This is a genomic window from Haemophilus parainfluenzae, assembly GCF_036288925.1.
GTDB lineage: Bacteria > Pseudomonadota > Gammaproteobacteria > Enterobacterales > Pasteurellaceae > Haemophilus_D.
Genome location: NZ_CP127167.1, coordinates 815,972 through 837,472 on the forward strand (window position 1 = coordinate 815,972; position 21,501 = coordinate 837,472).

Sequence of the window (21,501 nt, forward strand, 5' to 3'; positions counted from 1 at the left end):
TTATATGCTTATAGAGAATCTAGTTTTTTATGATAAATACGTTCGTTGTCTTATTTTACAAGGTAAGGTGTCATTTCTAGAGCGTTGAATATAACACTTGAAAAGTGAGTCTATAATTTAAATTATTATTTTCATTACTTAAATTGACTCCTGAGGACTAAACAAAAAAATCTAAACTAAAGTTAATGTGATTTCCTATTGTTTTATTCTTAATTGCGATATAAAATTCTTTCAAATTTTAGTCGGGGTGCCACAAGGTGGCTGAGATGATACCCGTGAACCTGAAACAGTTAGTACTGACGTAGGAAACTAATATGCCAAAATATTTTCTCATTCTTCATACCTATTTTTACTCCTTTTCTGCCGTTACCTTTGGTTATTAATCCTTAGGTTAATGCTATGGTGAATATTCAGGATCTTAGTCTTGCTTTTGGAGAGCAAGTACTATTTGAACACCTTGATTTAACGCTTTTGCCTAATGAGTGGGTCAGTTTACTTGGCTGCTCTGGTGTAGGTAAATCAACGCTTTTGAGATTAATTGCAGGGCTTGAAATACCAGGAAAAGTTCAAGGCAATATCACCTCCCATCCTCATATTCGAGTGGCATGGTTACCGCAAAAAGATACCCTTTATCCTTGGCTTTCAATTGTTGATAACGTCCAATTAGAAAACGTACTATTTGGAAATAAATCTGCAAAAACCACTATTCGAGCCAAAGTATTACTTGAACAAGTGGGTATGTCAGAGCATCTGCATAAAAACAGTGCTCAATTATCTGGAGGGCAAAAACAAAGAGTGGCGCTCGCTCGAGTATTAATGCAAAACGCTGATTTAGTTTTACTTGATGAACCATTCTCTGCCCTTGATGCGATTAGTCGTTACCAATTACAAAACTTGGCCTATGAACTATTAAAAAATAAATCAGTATTATTAGTTACCCATGATCCTCAAGAAGCATTACGCTTAAGCCAACGTATTTTTGTATTACGTTCACCGCAGCCTAATCAATCAGCATTATCCGATGTTATAAAACCTGAAGGTAAAGCACCACGAGATCTAAACCAAAATAATTTGTGGATGCTCCAACAGCAATTATTGAACGAGTTATTAGAGGGAAAAAGATGAAACTTAACCTTCTTAAACCGCTCTTTATTGGAGTTATATTGCTTTGTCTATGGCAACTTATTGGTGTATTCGGTGATTTTCCCCATTACATATTTCCTTCTCCACAAGCTGTATGGTTGCAATTAACTTCTCATTCAGAACTACTTTGGCAACATACACTAATCACCTTAATTGAAATTGGCTTAGGGCTGCTACTGGGTTTTCTTTTTGGATTGTCATCAGCCCTATTGCTCTCTTTTTCGCCTAAAATATCGTCCTTACTGTTACCGGTTTTAGTGATTTCTCAAGCAATTCCTGTTTTTGCTATCGCTCCGATACTCGTACTTTGGCTAGGTTATGGCATGCCGTCAAAAATTGTTATGGCTATTCTCATTATCTATTTCCCTGTAACTGCAGCTTGTTACGATGGCTTACGCAATACACCTAAAGCTTGGATTGATCTCGCCAAAACATTCAAGCCATCCCCTTGGCGTTTATTACTTAAAGTACGTTTACCAGCTGCTTTACCCGCATTTGCATCAGGCTTTCGCATTGCTGTTTCAGTCGCACCAATTGGCGCTGTAATTGGAGAATGGGTGGGTTCATCAGAAGGGCTTGGCTATTTGATGATTCATGCCAACGCCCGTATGCAGGTAGATTTAATGTTTGCCGCATTGCTGATCTTAGTGGCAATTTCACTTTGTTTATATTTCAGCATTGATTGGCTACTACGCCGTTTTATTTGGAACGTTTAACACTTCATGACAAAAGGAGACAAAAATGAAGAAAATCATCCGTTATTTCAGTCTTTTAATTGGACTCACCGCCAGCTTTTCCAGCTTAGCAAAAGAGAAAATCAGCTTAATGCTTGATTGGTATGTAAATCCTGATCACGCCGCAATCATTGTCGCGCAACAAAAAGGCTTTTTTGAAAAAAATAACTTAGACGTCGACATTATCGAACCCGCCGATCCATCATTACCGCCTAAATTAGTTGCCGCAGGAAAAGTGGACTTAGCTATTAATTATCAACCTCAACTTTATCAACAAGTTGCTGAAGGATTACCTTTAGTACGTGTAGGCTCTCTGATTTCCAGCCCATTAAATAGCGTAGTGGTTCTAAAAAATAGCAATATCAAAACGCTTGCCGATCTGAAAGGGAAAAAAGTAGGCTATTCAGTCAGTGGCTTTGAAGATGTGTTGCTCGATACCATGCTCCATTCCATCGGACTCAGCAACCAAGACGTAAAATTAGTGAATGTGAATTGGTCACTTTCCCCTTCTCTTTTAACCGGACAAGTCGATGCGGTCATCGGGGCATTTCGTAATTTCGAACTGAATCAGATCCATTTAGAAAAACAAGAAGGCGTGGCATTTTTCCCAGAACAATATGGTGTGCCAGCTTATGATGAATTGATTTTAGTGGCGAACAGAAACAATCTTGCCTCTAAAAAAATTTCCGCTTTTTTGACCGCACTTGAACAAGCCACAACCTATCTACAAAGCCATCCAGATGAAGCATGGCAAGCATTTGTGAGCTATAAGCCAAAAGAACTTAATACAGAATTAAATCAATTAGCATGGAAAGATACCCTACCTTTATTAGCAACGAAACCCCGTCAATTGGATGCTAAACGTTATCAACAAATGGCGGAATTTATGCATCAGAAAGGGTTGATTACAAAAGCACTTGAATTGAAAGACTATGCTGTCGAATTACAATAAGGGAAAATGATGATTAATCAACTCATTCAGCAAGCGCAACCTTATTGGAAGCAATATGTTGAGCATGAATTTGTGCAACAACTTGCAAAAGGCACCTTGCCAAAAGCTTGTTTTCAACACTATTTAAAACAAGATTACATCTATCTTTTCCATTACAGCCGAGCTTTTGCCTTGGGCGTATTCAAGGCAAAAAATTTTGCCGAGATGGACATGCCACGTAAAACGCTCGATATTCTTTGCCAAGAAATCCAATTACATTTGGATTACTGCCGACAATGGGAAATTAGTGAACAGGAAATATTCCAAACACCCGAAAGTGCGGCATGTATTTCCTATACACGTTATCTGCTTGATTGTGGAATGACGGGCGGTTTACCTGAACTATATGCCGCCGTTACGCCTTGTGCTTTAGGTTACGCACAAGTCGCCCGTTACATCACAGAAAATTATCCCAAACAACCAAGCAATCCTTATCAAGCATGGATTGACGCATACTCTGCACCAGAATATCAACAAGCGGCACAAAAAACAGTTGATTTTCTTACCGCACTTTGTGAACCACTTAATGATGCCCAATTCGCTCATATCCAACAAATTTTTACTACGGCTACCCGAATGGAAATCGGATTTTGGCAAATGGGATTAGATTTAGCATAAAAATAAAGGTGTGAAATGAAATCTATTTATTTATCAAAAATTCGTGAACAAAACCCGCTTATTCATAACATTACCAACATTGTCGCGGCAAATTTTAGTGCCAATGGCTTACTTGCATTAGGTGCGTCACCATTGATGTCAGCCAACATAGAGGAAATGGTTGAGGTGCCGAAAATCAGCCAAGCATTAGTCATCAATATCGGTACTCTCATAGGTAAAGAACGAGAGGCTATGTTATTAGCGGGTAAAACGGCTAATTCTATAGGCATTCCTGTCGTGCTTGACCCGGTTGGAGTGGGCGCCACTCGTTACCGACAAGAAACAGTCCGTCAGTTATTGGCGGAAGTAAAATTTGCCTTAATTCGTGGTAATGCTGGTGAGCTAGCTGCAATTGCAGGTGAAGACTGGCAAGCAAAAGGCGTGGATGCGGGACAAGGTAAAACGAATCTACAAGAAGTCGCTAAACATGTTGCACAACGCTATAACTGTACGGTGTTGATTAGTGGAGAAGTCGATATTATCAGTGATGGTCAGCAAACTGCTACCATCCATAACGGTACGCCGCTATTTCCAAAAGTCACCGCATCGGGGTGTTTATTAAGTGCAGTATGCACAGCATTTTTAGCCGTTGATGAAGGTAAACATTTTTCTGCAACAGTCGAAGCCTGTGCCGCTTACACCGTTGCAGGGGAGCTTGCGGCTAAAAACTTAACCACGCAAGTCGGTCAATTCCAAATTCGCTTACTTGATGAATTGGCAGACTTAACACCTGATTTAATAGAACAAAATGCGGAGGTGAAATATGTCTAACATTCCACAAACATTGACTATTGCTGGTTCTGACTGCGGCGGTGGTGCGGGAATTCAAGCAGATTTGAAAACCTTTCAAATGCAAGGCGTATTTGGGACTTCAGTGATTACAGCTGTCACCGCACAAAACACACTTGGCGTATTTGATATTCACCCTATTCCGCTGAACACGATTCAAGCACAACTTGAAGCGGTTAAAAATGACTTTCAAATTGCAAGTGCCAAAATTGGCATGCTTGGCACGGCAGATATTATTGAATGCGTTGCTGATTTCTTAAAATATCGACCATTCGGCACATTAGTTCTTGATCCCGTCATGATTGCGAAAGGTGGGGCACCTTTATTGCAACAACAAGCTATTTCCGCACTAAGCAAATATTTATTGCCACTTGCCGATGTGATTACGCCAAATATTCCTGAGGCAGAAGCTTTAACTAGTTTTAAGATTTCTGATACAGCCAGCATTCAACAAGCCGCGTTAGACTTGCAAAAACAAGGCGCAAAGAATGTGATTATTAAGGGCGGACATTCACTCAATTCACAAAGTCAGCAATGCCAAGATTGGATCCTTTTACAAAATGGTGAACATTTTGTTTTGGAAAGTCCACGTTTCAATACACCACATACTCATGGCACAGGTTGTACTTTTTCAGCTTGCTTAACGGCAGAATTAGCCAAAGGGGCACCTCTAGAAAGTGCGGTCAAAACAGCCAAAGATTTTATTACGGCAGCTATTTCTCACCCATTGAATATTGGTCATGGACATGGACCAACGAATCATTGGGCTTACAGTCGCCTTTAAGGATTGAAAGATGAAAAATATTCAAGAAATTTTACCGATCTATTTTGTAGCAGGCACACAAGATTGCCGACATTTAGGTGATAATCCAGCAGATAACTTGCTTTCTGTTCTTAAACAAGCTTTAGAAGGTGGCATTACCTGTTTTCAATTTCGCGATAAAGGCAAATTCTCATTAGAAAATTCTCCAACAGAACAACGAGTCTTAGCCATTAAGTGCAGAGACTTATGTCGTCAATATAATGTGCCATTTATTGTCGATGATAACGTTGATTTAGCTTTAGAAATTGAAGCGGATGGTATTCACGTTGGGCAAAGTGATACGCCTGTAAAAACGATTCGAGCAAAAACCAATAAACCACTGATTATTGGTTGGTCAGTAAACCGTTTAGACGAAGCCAAAATCGGAGAGGAATTATCTGAAATCGATTATTTCGGTATTGGTCCAATTTTTCCGACTCAGTCAAAAGAAAATCCTAAACCTACTCTAGGAATGACGTTCATTCAAACATTGAGAGAAGCAGGAATCACCAAACCACTTGTAGCTATTGGTGGCGTAAAACGAGAACATGTAAAAACCTTACTGAAATATGGTGCTGATGGTGTTGCAGTTATAACGGCTATAACTCAAGCGAATGATATAAAAGTAGCCACTCAAGCCTTAAAGGAAGAAAGTAATGCAAGCAACCAATAATCCAAATAGCTTAAAACGAGTCGCAATAGCAACAATGATTGGCACCGCTATTGAATATTTCGATAACTATATTTATGCCATGGCTGCGGTGCTCGTTTTCAATCATCAATTTTTCCATGCAGCCGATCCGCTTTCAGGCCAAATCGCTGCGCTTTCTACGCTAGCACTGACTTTTATTGCTCGTCCTCTGGGGGCGGTATTATTCGGACATTTTGGCGATCGCTTAGGAAGAAAAAATACCTTTGTTATGAGCCTGTTAGTAATGGGAATCTCAACCGTAGTGATCGGCTTATTACCGACTTACGACAGTATCGGAATATGGGCAACCATCTTACTTTGCTTATGCCGTATCGGGCAAGGTATTGGTTTAGGTGGCGAATGGGGCGGCGCTGCATTAGTGGCAATCGAAAATGCACCTGAAGGAAAACGTGGTTGGTATGGCACTTTTCCACAATTAGGCGCACCTCTAGGGTTACTACTTGCCAATGGTATCTTTCTACTCATTACCACGCTTTTTGGACAAGCAGCAATGATTGACTGGGCATGGCGAATTCCATTTCTTTCCTCTTTTGTATTAGTTGCAATTGGTTTGTATGTTCGATTAAAACTTACGGAAGCACCAATATTTATTGCTGTACTTAACAAGCCTAAACCTAAAGCTTTACCGATGATAGAAGTAATCGTTACTCATTTCAAACCGTTCTTCTTAGGCATGATGATCTGCATTTCAGGCTATGTGCTCTTTTATATTATGATCGCTTTCAGCCAAATTTATGCAAAATCTGCCCCAACCGTATCAGAAGCTGGCTACGCAATGGGATTAGGTTTCTCACCACAAATTTTTACTGCTTTACTAATGTGCAGTGCGATTTCATTAGCTATTACAATTGCTATTTCAGGCAAATATATCGATATTGTTGGACGAAGAATTTGGTTAATTTGGACAACCTTTGGCGTGGCTATTTTTGGCTTAGCCTTGCCATATTTTCTCGATAATGGAACAACTACCAGTTTATTTTGGTTCTTGATGATAGGAATGGGGTTAATTGGCATGGGTTATGGCCCGCTTGCGAGTTTCTTACCTGAATTATTTCCAACACATGCTCGTTATTCCGGTGCATCGTTGACCTACAATATTTCAGGCTTATTCGGTGCCAGTGTAGCAGCAATTATTGCGTTACCACTGAATGCAAATTATGGCTTAAAAAGTGTTGGAATTTATCTAACCTTAAATGCCGTATTAAGTTTGATTGGACTTTGGTTTATTACGGAAACAAGAGATAGGCAACTGCGCTAGATAAATTTATCAAACTTAAAATTTAACTAATATTGAAAATATTTTGAGTAAAAGAATGCCTTTCACAAATTGAGATCGGAAAGGCATTTAAAATTAACTACACTTTTAGTATTTTAATCAGTACTAGAATAATTCTTCTGGTTGCGTTGCTGGAATGGCATCTTTAGTTTTACCTGTTCCACCGTTTAGACGTTGTTGTAACTCTGGTGGAACATAATAACCACGCTCTTGCATTTCCGCAATGTAAGTACGTTTAGGCTCAGTACCGACGATAAAGTATTCTTTGCGACCACCACCTTCAGAAAGTAAACCAGAGTTACTATCAATGGTTTTTTCCATGATGTTTGGAGGAAGCTCAAGTTGACGTTCTGGAACATCAGAAAGTGCAGCTTTCATATAAGCGACCCACGCCGGCATTGCAGTTTTTGCACCCGCTTCACCTTTACCTAATATGCGTTTGTTATCATCGAAACCAACATAGGTTGTGGTGACTAAGTTTGCGCCAAAACCTGCGTACCAAGCTACTTTCGCACTATTAGTGGTACCGGTTTTACCACCGATATCACTACGTTTAATGCTTTGAGCAATACGCCAGCTGGTACCTTTCCAACTAAGTCCTTGCTCACCATAAATCGCCGTATTTAATGCACTACGAATTAAGAAGGCTAATTCACCACTAATCACACGAGGTGCGTATTCTTGTTTTGCTGCACCGTCTTTCGCATCCGCCATTAAATCAACAGAACCGTCATTTAATGCGGATGTTTGAAGCTCTGGCAAGTCTGGTACATTCTCAGGTTGCTGATCGCCCTCACCTTCATCTGTATCGGTGTTGCTATTACCTTTAGCGGATTTTAGGTTATCAGGGTTAGCCACTTCTGCGACATCTTTAAAGCCATCAATTTTATCTTTGGTTTCACCATAAATCACAGGAATGTCATTACAGGTAATACAAGCAATTTTAGGGTTCGCAATAAATAAATCTTTACCGGTATTATCTTGAATTTTTTCGATAAGGTAAGGATCAATTAAGAAACCACCATTATCAAAAACTGCGTAAGCACGCGCCATTTCCAATGGCGTGAAGGATGCAGCACCTAATGCAAGCGCTTCACTCGCAAAATATTGGTCACGTTTGAATCCAAAACGTTGTAAGATGTCAGCAGTGAAGCCAACACCTGCGGTTTGTAGTGCTCGGATTGCAATCATGTTTTTAGATTGACCTAAACCTACACGTAAACGCATCGGACCGTCATAACGATCAGGTGAGTTTTTCGGTTGCCACAAAGGTTGTCCTGGTTTTTGGATAGAGATAGGACTGTCTTGCAATACGCTTGAAAGCGTTAAACCTTTTTCTAACGCAGCGGCATAGATAAATGGTTTAATTGAAGAACCGACTTGCACTAAAGATTGGGTTGCACGATTAAATTTACTTTGTTCGTAACTAAAGCCACCCACCATGGCTTCAATTGCACCATTATCGGAGTTTAATGAAACTAATGCAGAGTTAGCGGCTGGGATTTGACCTAAAATCCATTCACCGTTATCACGTTTACGAATCCAAATTTGTTCGCCCACTTTAACCGGTGATCTACCTGCCCAACGCATTGCGTTAGAAGAGAGCGTCATCGTTTCATTATTGGCTAAAAGTAATTCTGCACCATTCTTACCTAATGCGGTCACTGCTGCTGGAATGAATGGTTCTGAATCAGGTAATTTTTTCAAGAAAGCGACAATACGTTCATTATCCCATGGGGCTTCACCTTTTTTCCAAAGTGGTGCACCGCCACGCCAGCCATGACGCATATCATAATCAATCAGGTTATTACGAACGGCTTTTTGTGCTTCTGCTTGATCTTTTGAGAGTACAGTCGTGAAGACTTTATAACCTTTGGTATAAGCATCTTCTTCACCAAAACGTTTTACCATTTCTTGACGAACCATTTCTGTCACATAGTCTGCACGGAACTCAAATTTAGCACCGTGATAGCTTGCGACGATTGGCTCTTTAATCGCTGCATCATATTCTGCTTTGGTGATTTTATTCTCATCAAGCATTCGACTTAAAACCACATTTCGACGTTCTTCCGCACGTTTTGGCGAATAGAGTGGATTCATGGTAGAAGGCGCTTTTGGCAAGCCAGCAATGATCGCCATTTCAGAAAGCGTTAATTCATCTAAGTTTTTACCAAAGTAGGTTTGAGCGGCGGCTGCAACGCCATAAGAACGATACCCTAAGAAAATTTTATTTAAATAGAGTTCTAAAATTTCTTGTTTGCTTAAGGCATTTTCAATTTCAATGGCCAATACCGCTTCGCGAGCTTTACGAATAATGGTTTTTTCTGGCGTTAAGAAGAAGTTACGCGCAAGCTGTTGCGTAATGGTACTTGCCCCTTGAGATGCACCACCATTGTTGACGGCAACAAAAATCGCACGAGCAATACCGACAGGGTCTAAACCGTGATGTTCATAAAAACGGCTATCTTCTGTTGCTAAGAAGGCATCTTGCAGGCGTTGAGGCACATTTTCTAATTTTACTGGAATACGGCGTTGTTCACCGACTTCACCGATTAATTTGCCATCAGCCGTATAGATTTGCATTGGTTGTTGCAACTCAACGGTTTTTAGGCTCTCAACCGATGGTAAGGAGGATTTTAAGTGAAAATACAGTACACCACCGGCGACTAACCCCAGTATACATATCGTAAATAGGGTACTTAATATTAATTTTGCGATCCGCATCGTAAAATTCTCTCTGGTTTAATGAATATTCAAAAAATCAAAATTATGATTTTGGCTGCTAAGTATAAAAGATTAATCCCTTAAAGAATAGGAAAGAATATGGGAATTGTTCCTAGAAAGCAGCTAAAACAAAAAATTGGTGTGAGTAAACAACAAGATAACCTCTATTTTGTTTGGCTAGATGAATTCTACAAAGTTCAATCTATTTGCTTAAATGGACAACAAAAGGACATTTTCCCCCAGTTATTACCTCATTTACCTCAAAAAGCGAACCAATGTTGTTTTATTGGTTCCATTTCCCCCCATTTGACTTGGTCTAAAACGCTTATTTTACCGCAAACACTCAATGCTCAGGAGTGTGAACAACAATGTCGTTTTATTTTGCAAAAAGAATTGCCGATTCCGTTGGATGAATTATGGTTTGATTATCTTGCCATGCCATTAAAACAAGGTTTCCGTTTGGATATCACGGCGATTCGACAAGAAAGCGCCAATGCAGAATTAGAAAAATATTTGCCGCTAAAATTGACCGCACTTGATTCACTGAATCACAGTATTTTACGTGCATTTTATGCCATTTTAGGTCAAGAGCCGATTAACACTTTATTTTTATATCAAGATCAACAAGGATGTCTCGCCGTTTGTGAACGCTTACAACAACGACAAGTTTTGCAATCTCAAGGTGATTTATCCGAACTTTATCAACAATTTACCCAGCGTTTTCCTGAAACCATAGAACAGATTTATATGTATCAAACGCCCGATATATTAAATTCACACACAATCGAATTACTGTCTCAGGATTGGCAGCGTATCGAAACAGATTTTCCTTTCATCGCCTTAGGTAATGCACTTTGGCAAACCGATTTAAAGCTAGTGGATTTATCTTTAAAACCAGCCGCACTTTTGCCTTTAGTTAATCGGGAGAGTGGTGATGTTAAGCCTTAATTTATTGCCTTGGCGTTTAGAACAACATCAAAAGGCCTTTCGTCGTTTTATGTGGCAAGGTTTCATTTGGCTAGCTTGTTCAGTTTTGATTGTCATTGGATTGAACCAACTCAATGAACAACAAGGGCAAGCCCTAAATCAGACAAAAGAAAAACTGACACAAATAACTCATCAAGTCCATCAGAAGCGCATTCAAGTTCAGCAACTACAAAGTAACTTAAAAGAAATGAATGAGTTGACTGAGATGGATACGGAATATGTGTATCGCCTGCTTAATTTATTAAGTGAGCTGCCATTACAACAGGGTGAGTTAGATGAATTTACGCTCAATGCGAAGCAAATTGTCCTTTCAGGCATGACAGAAAGCCAACAAGAGTTTGAAGAGATACATCAATTTCTCAAACGCCATTTTACAGAGGTTAACTTAACTAAGTTTCAGCCAGTGCAACAGCAGTTATTTTTTCAATTTGATATTCATTTATCGGAGTCTATGCAATGAGGAACTTTATCAATGAGCTAGTTCAAAAAAGTGCGCAAAGTTGGTTTGGGAGATGGCTTCGATTACCTCAAATGGTCCATGCTGCCTTTTGGTTGAGTGCATTAAGTGCAGTCATCTTTTTACCTGTTTTTCGTTACGTTGAAAATAGCAACGAACTACATCGACTTGACGCAGAATTGAGTTTGCAGCAGCAAGAGTGGGATAAACAGGAAAAGATTTTACAAACCTTAAGGCAAAAGTCAGACAGCCGACAACTTTCTCCTGAATTGGCTAACTCTGTGTTGCCGATTAATCAGCATGTACAGGCGCTGTTAAATGGGCGACTTCGAGCGTTGGATTTACGTTGGGATTTTTCTCAACATACTTTGTTGCATTTGTCGTTACAAGGCTATTTTGTCGATTTACAGCAATTTTTGACCGCACTTTTAAACGATGTTCCTACACTTTCTTTAACTCAATTAAACATTAAGAAATTAGATGAAGAGGAAAATGCTTCTATTACATGCGAGTTAATTTTCCAACTAAATAAGGACAAATAATGAAAAAGCTTTTCTTAATCTTGATAGCGTTTTTTTCTGTGTCAGCATTTTCGCAAGATCCTTTTGATCGTAAACAAAGAGAACAAACCGAATATCCAAAAGAGGGGCTTACCCTACCGCCAGTGTCGACTTGCGTGTATTCAGAGCTGAGACTGGCGGAGGAACGCCCATTGGCTCAGCTAGATATTGTGGGAGTCGTGCAATATGGTAAACAGGCAGAAGTATTATTTAATGATGATGGGCATATTCTTTCCGTTCAAGTCGGGCAGCGAATTGGAAAAGAAGGTTATTTAATTGAAAAAGTAAGTAAAAATGGCGTGACGCTTCAAAGTTATAAACCGGGGCAATGTGAACAAACGACCTCAATCATAATGAGATTTTAAAATGATAAAGCAGAAAATAAAAACAAAGTGCGGTCAGTTTTTAATGTGTTTTTTGATCCTATGGACAACTTACTCGGCGGCAGAAAATCGCGTATTTTCACTTCGCTTAAAACAAGCTCCCATGGTGGCGACACTCCAGCAACTTGCTCTTGAGCAAAATGCCAATTTAATGATTGATGATGAGTTAGAAGGAACGCTTTCATTGCAATTAGAGAACGTAGATTTTGATCGTTTATTGCGTTCTGTGGCAAAAATCAAAAGGCTCTCTTTTTATCAAGAAAATGATATTTATTATTTGGGTAAGCCTTCTCAACATGAACAATATGCAGAGAAAATGACAGAACCTATGGCGATTAGCGGAGAAAGTTTGCCTAGTGAAACACCACTTGTGAGTACAACGATTAAACTGCATTTTGCTAAGGCCTCTGATGTGATGAAATCTTTAACAACTGGTAGTGGTTCTTTGCTTTCACCTAGCGGCACAATTACCTTTGATGATCGAAGCAATGTATTACTGATTCAGGATGATGCACGTTCTATCAAAAATATCAAAAAATTGATTGCAGAGCTGGATAAACCCATTGAACAAATTGTCATCGAAGCACGTATTGTGACGATTACTGATGAAAGCCTGAAAGAGTTAGGTGTACGTTGGGGTATTTTTAATCCGACTGAGGCTGCCCATCGAGTGAGTGGCAGTCTAGATGCGAATGGTTTTAGTAATATCAGTAATAATTTAAATGTGAATTTTGCGACAACGGTCACGCCAGCTGGCTCATTAGCATTTCAAGTCGCTAAAATTAATGGCCGATTATTAGACTTAGAATTGACTGCACTTGAACGTGAAAATAACGTAGAAATTATTGCGAGCCCTCGCTTACTCACGACCAATAAGAAAAGTGCAAGTATCAAACAAGGGACGGAAATTCCTTATGTAGTGACGAACGGGAAAAATGACACCCAATCAGTGGAGTTTCGAGAAGCTGTGTTGGGATTGGAAGTCACACCGCATATTTCAAAGGATAATAATATCTTATTGGATTTATTAGTCAGTCAAAATTCCCCGGGAAACCGTGTGGCTTATGGGCAAGGTAACGAAGTCGTGTCTATTGATAAACAAGAAATTAATACACAAGTTTTTGCTAAAGATGGGGAAACGATTGTATTAGGTGGTGTATTCCACGATACGATCACAAAAGGAATTGATAAAGTGCCGCTATTGGGTGATATTCCAGGTATTAAGCGCTTATTTAGTAAGGAAAGTGAACGTCATCAAAAGCGAGAGCTTGTAATTTTTGTGACTCCTCATATTTTAAAACAAGGTGAAAGAATGGAAATGGCTAAGAAAGAAAAGCATTTTAAGCAAATTGAAAAAGCGAAAAAATAAAGTGCGGTCAATTTCTCTGATGTTTTCTCATTTTTTTCAATTTAGCTGTGTGTATTGCAAGCGATCTATTCATCTTGGTCGAAATGGATTGTGCAGTCGATGTCAGAAGCAAATTAAAACTTTCCCTTATTGTGGGCGATGTGGTTCACCCTTGCAGCATTATGCAATGGGCTGTGGACATTGTTTGAGAAATGAACCCGCTTGGGATCGTATTGTGATTATTGGGCATTACCTCGAACCGCTTTCTTCACTTATTCATCGTTTTAAATTTCAAAAACAGTCTTGGTTAGATCGCAGTTTATCGCGTTTGCTTTATCTTGCGGTGCGAGAGGCGAGACGAACGCATGGACTCTCACTGCCACAGGCGATTATCCCTGTGCCGTTATATCATTTTCGGCAATGGCAACGAGGCTACAACCAGGCTGATTTATTAGCGAACTGGTTGAGCCGTTGGTGTGATGTGCCTAACTGTCATCATGTGGTGAAACGAATTAAACACACCCACACTCAGCGAGGTTTAAGTGCGAAAGATCGACGATATAATCTACAAAATGCTTTTACAGTGAATACCAAAAAGTCTTTTCCTTATGAACGTGTTGCGTTGGTGGATGATGTGATTACAACCGGCTCAACGTTGGCAGAGATAGCCAAACAGCTTCGAAAATTAGGCGTAAAAGAAATTCAAGTGTGGGGCTTAGCGAGAGCCTAAATTTTTAAAGATAGGATTTATCTATATTTATAAAAATAGGAATAAATATAGAAAAAATTACCATATAGGAGTATCATTCTTGATATATTGCATCAAGTATTAGGATTTTATTTATGGAACAAATTTTTATTTCAGATGCTGCACAAGCACATTTTCGGAAACTTTTAGATACACAAGAAGAAGGTACCAATATCCGTATTTTTGTTGTGAATCCAGGTACACCTGGAGCAGAATGTGGCGTGTCTTATTGCCCGCCAAATTCAGTTGAAGCGACTGATACTGAAATGAAGTACGATACGTTCTCTGCATTTGTGGATGAAATCAGCTTACCGTTTTTAGAAGATGCGGAAATTGATTATGTAACAGAAGAGCTTGGGGCTCAACTGACTTTAAAAGCGCCTAACGCAAAAATGCGTAAAGTTGCGGATGATGCGCCTTTAATTGAGCGCGTAGAGTATGTGATTCAAACACAAATCAACCCACAATTAGCCAGTCATGGCGGTAAAATCACGTTAATTGAAATTACTGATGACGGTTATGCAGTTTTACAATTTGGTGGTGGCTGTAACGGTTGTTCAATGGTGGATGTCACCTTAAAAGATGGGGTAGAGAAACAGTTAGTTTCGCTCTTCCCAAATGAATTAAAAGGTGCAAGAGACGTAACCGAACACCAACGTGGTGAACATTCTTATTACTAAGAATAGAAGATAAAAAAGGGCGAATGATTCGCCCTTTTATTTTTTAAGCGGCAGATAATTTCTGTAGCAATCGATCCATGGCTCGATATCCGAGCGCTTCAGCTAAATGGGGTTGCTGTATTTCTTTTTCGTCATTTAAATCAGCAATCGTGCGTGAGACTTTTAAAATCCGATGATAGGCTCTTACTGAAAGTCCTAGCTTATTGAGTGCATTCTCAAGGAATAGCGAGTCTTTATCTTGTAATTTACAATCCCGTTCAATTTCTTTGCTTGAAAGATACGCATTGATTTTACCGGCTCGGGCAAGTTGAATTTCTCTCACTTTTAACACTTTTTCTCGTACTTGCTGGCTTGTCTCACCTCTATCCCCTGTATTCTGTAAGCTACCTTGTGGCAGAAGAGGTACTTCAATAGATAAATCAAAGCGATCTAAAAATGGCCCTGAAAGTCGGCTTAAATAACGCATCACTTGCTGCGGCGAGGTGCGATTATGTGTTCCCGTATAATGCCCGGTTGGACTTGGATTCATCGCGGCAACGAGTTGAAAGCGAGCGGGGAATTGGATTTTTGCATTGGCACGCGAAATAATAATTTCTCCACTTTCTAAGGGCTGTCGAAGTGCATCAAGCACTTTACGCTCAAACTCAGGCAATTCATCAAGAAAAAGTACGCCGTTATGTGCGAGTGATATTTCGCCTGGTTTTGGAATGGTTCCCCCACCTACTAAGGCCGGTAATGAGGCACTATGATGTGGCGCTCGAAACGGACGTTGTTTCCAGTTATGAAAATTTAATTCATTTTGTACTAAGCTCGTAACCGAAGCGGTTTCAATGGCTTCTAAATCGGTCATTTCAGGTAGCAATGCAGTAAGACGGCTTGCCAACATGGTTTTACCCGTCCCTGGTGGCCCTAAAAAGAGTAGGTTGTGCTGACCTGCTGCCGCTATCGTTAGTGCTCGTTTAGCATGTTGTTGACCAATAATATCGGTCAAATCTAAGTGATTTTTAGCTGAAAATCCGACCGCACTTTCTTGTGCGAGTAATGAGGCTAAAGGTAATTTTTCTTGATTATTTAAGAATTGTACGACGTCTAACAGGTTTTTAGCAAAATAAGTCTCTTGTTCTGAAACAAGCGAAGCTTCATTAGCATTTTGATAAGCGATAATGGGGGCGCGTTTCGCTTTTTGTGCCGCTAAAATGGCAGGAATGACACCGTGTACACCACGTAATTCACCTGTTAATGCGAGCTCACCTACGAATTCAAACTGTTTTAAACGGCTGCCATCAAGTTGATCTGATGCGGCTAAAATACCGATTGCAATAGGTAAATCAAATCGTCCCCCTTCTTTGGGTAAATCGGCTGGTGCAAGGTTAACGGTGATGCGTTTGGCCGGATATTTGAACTGGGCATTTATTAATGCACTTCTGACACGATCTTGCGCTTCTTTTACTGTTTTTTCAGGTAGGCCAACTAAGGTAAATCCAGGCTTTCCGTTACTTAAGTGCACCTCAATGGTGACAAGGGGGGCTTGTACCCCCATTGAGGCACGGCTATAAACAATGGCAAGAGACATTCAGATTCCTTAAAGTGCAGTCAAAAATAATTAGATTTTCGCACTATAAAAAAAGCACAGAATGAAATCATGCATTCTGTGCTTTTTTTGCGATCTTGATCGCAGAAATGACTTTTTCTTGATAAAAAACTACACGAAAAGTGGCGCAAACCAACTATCTAACTTAGTTGCTAATTTATCAATACCAATTTTGTTTTGTGCAGAAAAAGCCTCAACTTGAATATCACCTTGGAAGGGTAAAATAGCTTCACGTACCATTTTGACCTGTTTGCTACGCGCACTTTGACTGAGCTTATCTGCTTTAGTTAAAAGTAACATAACCGGTAAATCAGCAGAAACAGCCCATTCGATCATTTGTTGGTCGAGATCTTTTAAAGGATGGCGAATATCCATTAAAACAACAAGCCCGCCTAAACATTCGCGTTTTTGCAAATATTCCCCGAGGGATTTTTGCCATTCGATTTTCATTTTTTCAGGAACAGCAGCATAACCATAGCCGGGTAAATCCACTAGTTTACAATTCGGCTCCACCTCAAAAAGGTTGATGAGCTGTGTACGACCAGGTGTTTTAGAAGTTCGAGCTAAGCTTTTTTGATTGGTTAATGCATTAAGTGCGGTTGATTTTCCAGCATTTGAGCGTCCCGCAAAAGCAATTTCAATTCCTGTATCTTCTGGGATAGAACGAATATTGGGGGCGCTCGTAAGAAAATGCGTTTTATGATAATTCAGTTTAATTTCAGACATAATAGTTCCTTTCATCAATTGATCCTAGCATATCACAAATAGAAAAATTGCTGAAATGATGAGAGAATGCGGACTTTGTATGATTTAAACATTTTTAATTAGGTATTCCACAAGAATATCAAAATAAATCTCGTTTTATCCAAAATTCTCATATGTTGTAGAATTTGTAATTTAAATTCGATTGTGTAGTGTTTACCCATAAAAAATCTGCACCTCAATTGTTGGTTTGTTGAGTCCAACTTTTGGGGTGCAGATCAATTTTAACCGCACTTTTTGTTTTATAAGACTTTTAAACAAGCCACAAAATGGCTGTTGTTTTGGCTGGTGAAAGGTGGTTTTTGTTTCGCACAATTTTCATCAGCTTTCAGGCAGCGGGTACGGAACACGCAACCAGACGGCGGATTAATTGGCGAAGGCAAATCACCTTCAAGCAATTCGATGGATTTATTGCGTTCCAATTTTGGATCGGGAATCGGAACTGCAGACATTAAGGCTTTGGTATAAGGATGTTTGGTATTGTTATATACCTCCTCATCACTGCCTAATTCCATGGCATTGCCTAAATACATGACTAATACGCGGTCAGAAATGTGTTTTACCACCGCTAAGTCATGGGCGATAAAAATTAAGGAAAGCCCCATTTCTTTTTGTAGGGATTTTAATAAATTTACCACTTGAGCTTGAATCGATACATCCAATGCAGAAACCGGCTCATCACAAATGATCATTTTCGGCTCAATGATTAACGCACGAGCAATACCGATACGCTGACATTGGCCACCAGAAAACTCATGCGGATAGCGGTTAATCAAGTTTGGTAAAAGCCCAACTTTCAACATCATTGCTTGTACTTTTTCTTTCACTTCAGCGGCACTTAAGTGCGGTTGGTAGATTTTTAATGGCTCAGCAATGATTTCACCAATATTCATTCGCGGATTGAGAGAGGCCAGCGGATCTTGGAAAATCATTTGGATATCTTTACGCGTTTCTTTCCATTGTTTGGCTGATTGTTTTCGTAAATTTTTACCAAGCCACAAGATTTCCCCTTCGCTCGCTTCGACTAAACCGATAATAGCGCGTGCAAGTGTGGATTTACCGCAACCGGACTCACCCACCACACCGAGAGTTTCACCTGCGTAAAGTTTAAAAGAGACATCCTTCACCGCTTTTAAGGTTTGCGGTTTGGCGAAGAAAAGGGATTTCTCATTTTTAATTTTAAAACTGACGCCTAAGTGATTGACTTCAAGGAGTAATTCTTTGTTATTTGAGACTGTCATAGGTTAAATTTCTCCGCGGGTAACCAACAATTGCGTAATTGACCGTGATTAAATGTAGTCAGTTTGGGCGCAGTTTGGCATTGTTCGGTTGCAAATTGGCAACGTGGTGAGAATGGGCAACCTTTTGGCAAATGCAACAGATTCGGTGGATTGCCTGGAATGGTTACCAAGTGTTCTTCATTGCCGTCTAAGCGAGGAATTGCATCCATTAAGCCAATGGAATAAGGATGGGTTGGATGATAGAAAATTTGTTCCGCTGTGCCGTATTCCATGGTTCGTCCAGCATACATCACCATAACTTGATCGCAGATACCTGCCACTACACCAAGATCATGGGTAATCATAATAATCGCAGTATTAAATTCACGTTTTAGCTCATTTAATAAAGTCATGATTTGCGCTTGAACCGTTACATCCAAAGCAGTGGTTGGTTCATCAGCAATGAGTAGTTTGGGACGGCATAATAAGGCCATCGCAATCATCACCCGTTGACGCATACCACCCGAAAATTCATGCGGATACATGCCCATACGTTTTTTAGCTTCTGGCATTTTAACTGCATCTAACATTTTCACGGATTCAGCAAAGGCAGTTTGTTTATCATAACCTTTGTGCAATTGCAGCACTTCCATGAGTTGTTCACCGATTTTCATGTATGGGTTGAGTGACGTCATGGGATCTTGGAAAATCATGGAAATTTGCTCGGCGCGGATTTTATTCAATTCAGCATTCGGTAAATTAACTAATTCTTTCCCTTCAAAAATGGCTGAACCTTCCACTTCTCCGTTGGCTGCCAATAAACCCATTAAAGCAAAGGCCGTTTGTGACTTGCCTGAGCCACTTTCGCCTACAATACCCAGCGTGCTTCCTGCATTCAGCGTGAAGTTTAAGTCATTCACTGCTGTGACGACGCCATCTGGTGTTTTGAAGCGAACGTAGAGATTTTTTACATCTAATAAAGGATTCATTATTCGCTCCTATCTATCTTTCGGATCGAGTGCATCACGCAACCCGTCACCGATAAAGTTAAAACAAAATAGGGTAAGGCAAAGGAAAAATGCCGGGAAAATTAATAACCAAGGCGAGACTTCCATTTGCGCAGCACCATCACTTAAGAGTGCGCCCCAACTACTCATCGGCTCTTGTGTACCTAATCCTAAGAAGCTTAAGAATGATTCAAATAGAATGAGCCCCGGTACTTCAAGCGAGGCGTAAACTGCCACTAAGCCCAATACATTCGGAATAATGTGTTTCAAAATGATTTGGCGACGAGGTACGCCACAAACGATGGCGGCTTCGACGAATTCTTTATTTTTTAGGCTGAGGGTTTGTCCGCGTACAATACGTGCAAGACCAAGCCAAGCAATGGCCCCGATTGCGATAAAAATTAAGAAAATGTTTTGGCCAAAAAGGGTCACTAACAAAATGACGAAAAACATAAATGGAAATGAGCTGAGAATCTCTAAAAAGCGCATCATCAACATATCTGTTTTACCGCCTACATAACCGGAAATAGCCCCATAAATTGTGCCGATAGTTACGGAAATGAAAGCACCAGCAATACCGACCAATAATGAAATCCGTCCACCGATAGCAGTACGTACCAATAAGTCGCGACCCGAGGCATCGGTACCGAAGAAGTGATAGCCTTCCATTGTTGGTGGGGCGCTCATCATATTCCAATCGGTATCTTCATAGGTAAAGGGGAAGAACCAAGGCGCTACGGTAATAAATACAATAATAAACGCTAGAATAATCAGACTGGCAACGGCCGCTTTGTTGCGGAAAAAACGGCGTTTCGCATCTTGCCATAGGCTGCGGCCTTCCAGTTGCATTTCTTCAATACGGTCAGCCACGTGTTCCACAAAATCCGCATTTTTCTGATTAATCGGCTGAGTACGATAATCTGTCATAACTTATCCTTAATAACGAATTTTTGGATCGATGATGGCATATAAAATATCCACAATCGCATTAAATAAAATGGTTAATGTGCCCACTAAGATAGTGAGACTTAAAACTAAAGAATAATCGCGGTTTAATGCGCCGTTTACAAATAATAACCCCATGCCAGGTAAACCAAATACGCTTTCGATCACCATTGAACCGGTAATAATCCCCACAAAAGCGGGCCCTAAATAGGTGATCACGGGTAAAAGAGCAGGGCGCAAAGCATGTTTTAAAATGATTCTTGAAGTAGAAAGTCCTTTAGCTTTGGCGGTCCGAATAAAGTTGGAATGCAGCACTTCAATCATCGAGCCACGCATGATACGCGCAATCCCTGCCACATAAGCGATAGTTAAGGAGGCGACAGGTAAGATCATGTACATGGCGGTACCGCCGTTCCAACCACCAGCTGGCAGCCATCCTAAATAAATGGCGAAAATCAGCACCAAGACTGGTGCGAAGACGAAGCTCGGCATAATGACGCCAAGCATCGAGAAACTCATCAAAATATAATCCCAACGACTATTTTGATTGAGCGCAGCGAGCGTACCCGCTGTTACCCCTAATACGACAGCAAAGGCGAAGGCCACCATGCCCAATTTAATGGAAACCGGGAAAGCAGACGCGATTAAATCATTGACTGATTGGTCTTTATATTTAAAAGAGGGACCAAAATCTCCTTTGGAAAGATTTTCTAAATAAAGGAAATATTGTTTATATAATGGTTCATTTAAATGATACTTCGCTTCGATATTCGCCATCACTTCTGGCGGATAAGCACGTTCAGAGGTGAACGGGCTACCAGGGGCGAGGCGCATCAAAAAGAAAGAAAAAGTAATTAAAATAAACAGCGTCGGCAAGGCTTCCAACAGCCGTTTAAAAATAAACTTGAGCATAACAACTCCAACAAAATGGGCGAAAAGTGCGGTCAAAAAACACGACGATTTTTAACCGCACTTAAATACTAGC

At 40.1% G+C, this 21,501-nt stretch carries 21 protein-coding genes, 2 pseudogenes and 1 riboswitch; of the genes and pseudogenes, 15 read left to right on the forward strand and 8 right to left on the reverse strand.

The genetic code is table 11. From position 1 onward, the window contains the following. Nucleotides 1-233: 233 nt before the first annotated feature. Nucleotides 234-325: riboswitch (TPP riboswitch) on the forward strand. Nucleotides 326-399: 74 nt separating this feature from the next. The 8 genes from QQS40_RS04170 to QQS40_RS04205 are packed head-to-tail and all read left to right on the forward strand — an operon-like array spanning nt 400 to nt 7,086. After that, a complete protein-coding gene (locus QQS40_RS04170; RefSeq protein WP_126470271.1) occupies nt 400-1,125 on the forward strand; it encodes an ABC transporter ATP-binding protein in 726 nt (241 codons plus the stop codon). Then, nucleotides 1,122-1,859, forward strand: coding sequence for an ABC transporter permease (locus QQS40_RS04175; RefSeq protein WP_289902118.1), 738 nt, complete (start codon nt 1,122-1,124; stop codon nt 1,857-1,859). The genes QQS40_RS04170 and QQS40_RS04175 overlap by 4 nt, the downstream gene beginning before the upstream one ends. 25 nt (nt 1,860-1,884) lie before the next feature. Then, a complete protein-coding gene (locus QQS40_RS04180) occupies nt 1,885-2,829 on the forward strand; it encodes an ABC transporter substrate-binding protein (protein ID WP_297568388.1) in 945 nt (314 codons plus the stop codon). A gap of 9 nt (nt 2,830-2,838) precedes the next feature. After that, nucleotides 2,839-3,486, forward strand: a complete 648-nt coding sequence (gene tenA, locus QQS40_RS04185) for a thiaminase II (RefSeq protein WP_329506349.1) — start codon at nt 2,839-2,841, stop codon at nt 3,484-3,486. Nucleotides 3,487-3,501: 15 nt separating this feature from the next. Continuing rightward, nucleotides 3,502-4,296, forward strand: coding sequence for a hydroxyethylthiazole kinase (thiM, locus tag QQS40_RS04190; protein ID WP_289902116.1), 795 nt, complete (start codon nt 3,502-3,504; stop codon nt 4,294-4,296). Further along, nucleotides 4,289-5,098, forward strand: coding sequence for a bifunctional hydroxymethylpyrimidine kinase/phosphomethylpyrimidine kinase (thiD, locus tag QQS40_RS04195; protein WP_289902115.1), 810 nt, complete (start codon nt 4,289-4,291; stop codon nt 5,096-5,098). Before thiM ends, thiD begins: the two co-directional genes overlap by 8 nt. 10 nt (nt 5,099-5,108) lie before the next feature. Next, nucleotides 5,109-5,789 carry a thiamine phosphate synthase gene (gene thiE / locus QQS40_RS04200; protein ID WP_289902114.1) on the forward strand — a complete coding sequence of 227 codons (681 nt, stop codon included), beginning with the start codon at nt 5,109-5,111 and terminating at the stop codon, nt 5,787-5,789. Then, nucleotides 5,773-7,086 carry an MFS transporter gene (locus QQS40_RS04205; RefSeq protein WP_329506353.1) on the forward strand — a complete coding sequence of 438 codons (1,314 nt, stop codon included), beginning with the start codon at nt 5,773-5,775 and terminating at the stop codon, nt 7,084-7,086. Before thiE ends, QQS40_RS04205 begins: the two co-directional genes overlap by 17 nt. A gap of 123 nt (nt 7,087-7,209) precedes the next feature. On the opposite strand, the pseudogene QQS40_RS11220 reads toward QQS40_RS04205, so the two are convergent. Then, nucleotides 7,210-7,902, reverse strand: a pseudogene (locus QQS40_RS11220) (penicillin-binding protein 1A); the annotation flags it as partial. A 75-nt stretch (nt 7,903-7,977) separates the two neighbouring features. Then, nucleotides 7,978-9,828: pseudogene (locus tag QQS40_RS04210) on the reverse strand (penicillin-binding protein 1A); the annotation flags it as partial. A 99-nt stretch (nt 9,829-9,927) separates the two neighbouring features. Here QQS40_RS04210 and QQS40_RS04215 point away from each other — a divergent pair. From QQS40_RS04215 to nfuA, 7 genes are all read left to right on the forward strand, one after another. Next, nucleotides 9,928-10,776: a competence protein ComA gene (locus tag QQS40_RS04215; protein WP_289902111.1), complete on the forward strand. Its 849-nt coding sequence runs from the start codon at nt 9,928-9,930 to the stop codon at nt 10,774-10,776. Beyond that, complete coding sequence (locus QQS40_RS04220) at nt 10,763-11,275, forward strand: PilN family protein (protein ID WP_289902110.1); 513 nt, start codon at nt 10,763-10,765, stop codon at nt 11,273-11,275. Before QQS40_RS04215 ends, QQS40_RS04220 begins: the two co-directional genes overlap by 14 nt. Next, nucleotides 11,272-11,814 carry a competence protein ComC gene (locus QQS40_RS04225; protein WP_289902109.1) on the forward strand — a complete coding sequence of 181 codons (543 nt, stop codon included), beginning with the start codon at nt 11,272-11,274 and terminating at the stop codon, nt 11,812-11,814. Before QQS40_RS04220 ends, QQS40_RS04225 begins: the two co-directional genes overlap by 4 nt. A gap of 38 nt (nt 11,815-11,852) precedes the next feature. Next, entirely contained in the window at nt 11,853-12,197 is a 345-nt protein-coding gene (locus QQS40_RS04230) for a pilus assembly protein PilP (protein WP_329506359.1), read from the forward strand. A 1-nt stretch (nt 12,198) separates the two neighbouring features. Beyond that, complete coding sequence (pilQ, locus tag QQS40_RS04235) at nt 12,199-13,584, forward strand: type IV pilus secretin PilQ (RefSeq protein ID WP_329506361.1); 1,386 nt, start codon at nt 12,199-12,201, stop codon at nt 13,582-13,584. 19 nt (nt 13,585-13,603) lie between these two features. After that, nucleotides 13,604-14,293, forward strand: a complete 690-nt coding sequence (locus tag QQS40_RS04240) for a ComF family protein (protein ID WP_289902165.1) — start codon at nt 13,604-13,606, stop codon at nt 14,291-14,293. A gap of 113 nt (nt 14,294-14,406) precedes the next feature. After that, entirely contained in the window at nt 14,407-14,991 is a 585-nt protein-coding gene (nfuA, locus tag QQS40_RS04245) for a Fe-S biogenesis protein NfuA (RefSeq protein ID WP_005694707.1), read from the forward strand. A gap of 43 nt (nt 14,992-15,034) precedes the next feature. Here the strand turns inward: nfuA and QQS40_RS04250 are convergent, their stop codons facing one another. The 6 genes from QQS40_RS04250 to oppB all read right to left on the reverse strand — a co-directional run bounded on the left by QQS40_RS04250 (nt 15,035) and on the right by oppB (nt 21,428). Beyond that, nucleotides 15,035-16,564: a YifB family Mg chelatase-like AAA ATPase gene (locus tag QQS40_RS04250; RefSeq protein WP_128786785.1), complete on the reverse strand. Its 1,530-nt coding sequence runs from the start codon at nt 16,562-16,564 to the stop codon at nt 15,035-15,037. Between the two features lie 129 nt (nt 16,565-16,693). Continuing rightward, on the reverse strand, nt 16,694-17,308 hold the full coding sequence (yihA, locus tag QQS40_RS04255; RefSeq protein WP_049357183.1) for a ribosome biogenesis GTP-binding protein YihA/YsxC: 615 nt from the start codon (nt 17,306-17,308) through the stop codon (nt 16,694-16,696). 278 nt (nt 17,309-17,586) lie between these two features. Then, complete coding sequence (gene oppF, locus QQS40_RS04260; RefSeq protein WP_014064663.1) at nt 17,587-18,585, reverse strand: murein tripeptide/oligopeptide ABC transporter ATP binding protein OppF; 999 nt, start codon at nt 18,583-18,585, stop codon at nt 17,587-17,589. After that, the gene (locus tag QQS40_RS04265) at nt 18,582-19,553 is read right to left on the reverse strand and encodes an ABC transporter ATP-binding protein (RefSeq protein ID WP_128786786.1); all 972 of its coding nucleotides are present in this window, start codon (nt 19,551-19,553) and stop codon (nt 18,582-18,584) included. Before QQS40_RS04265 ends, oppF begins: the two co-directional genes overlap by 4 nt. Before the next feature lie 9 nt (nt 19,554-19,562). Continuing rightward, the gene (gene oppC, locus QQS40_RS04270; RefSeq protein ID WP_049357189.1) at nt 19,563-20,498 is read right to left on the reverse strand and encodes an oligopeptide ABC transporter permease OppC; all 936 of its coding nucleotides are present in this window, start codon (nt 20,496-20,498) and stop codon (nt 19,563-19,565) included. A gap of 9 nt (nt 20,499-20,507) precedes the next feature. Continuing rightward, nucleotides 20,508-21,428 carry an oligopeptide ABC transporter permease OppB gene (gene oppB / locus QQS40_RS04275; protein ID WP_049357190.1) on the reverse strand — a complete coding sequence of 307 codons (921 nt, stop codon included), beginning with the start codon at nt 21,426-21,428 and terminating at the stop codon, nt 20,508-20,510. Nucleotides 21,429-21,501 lie beyond the last annotated feature (73 nt).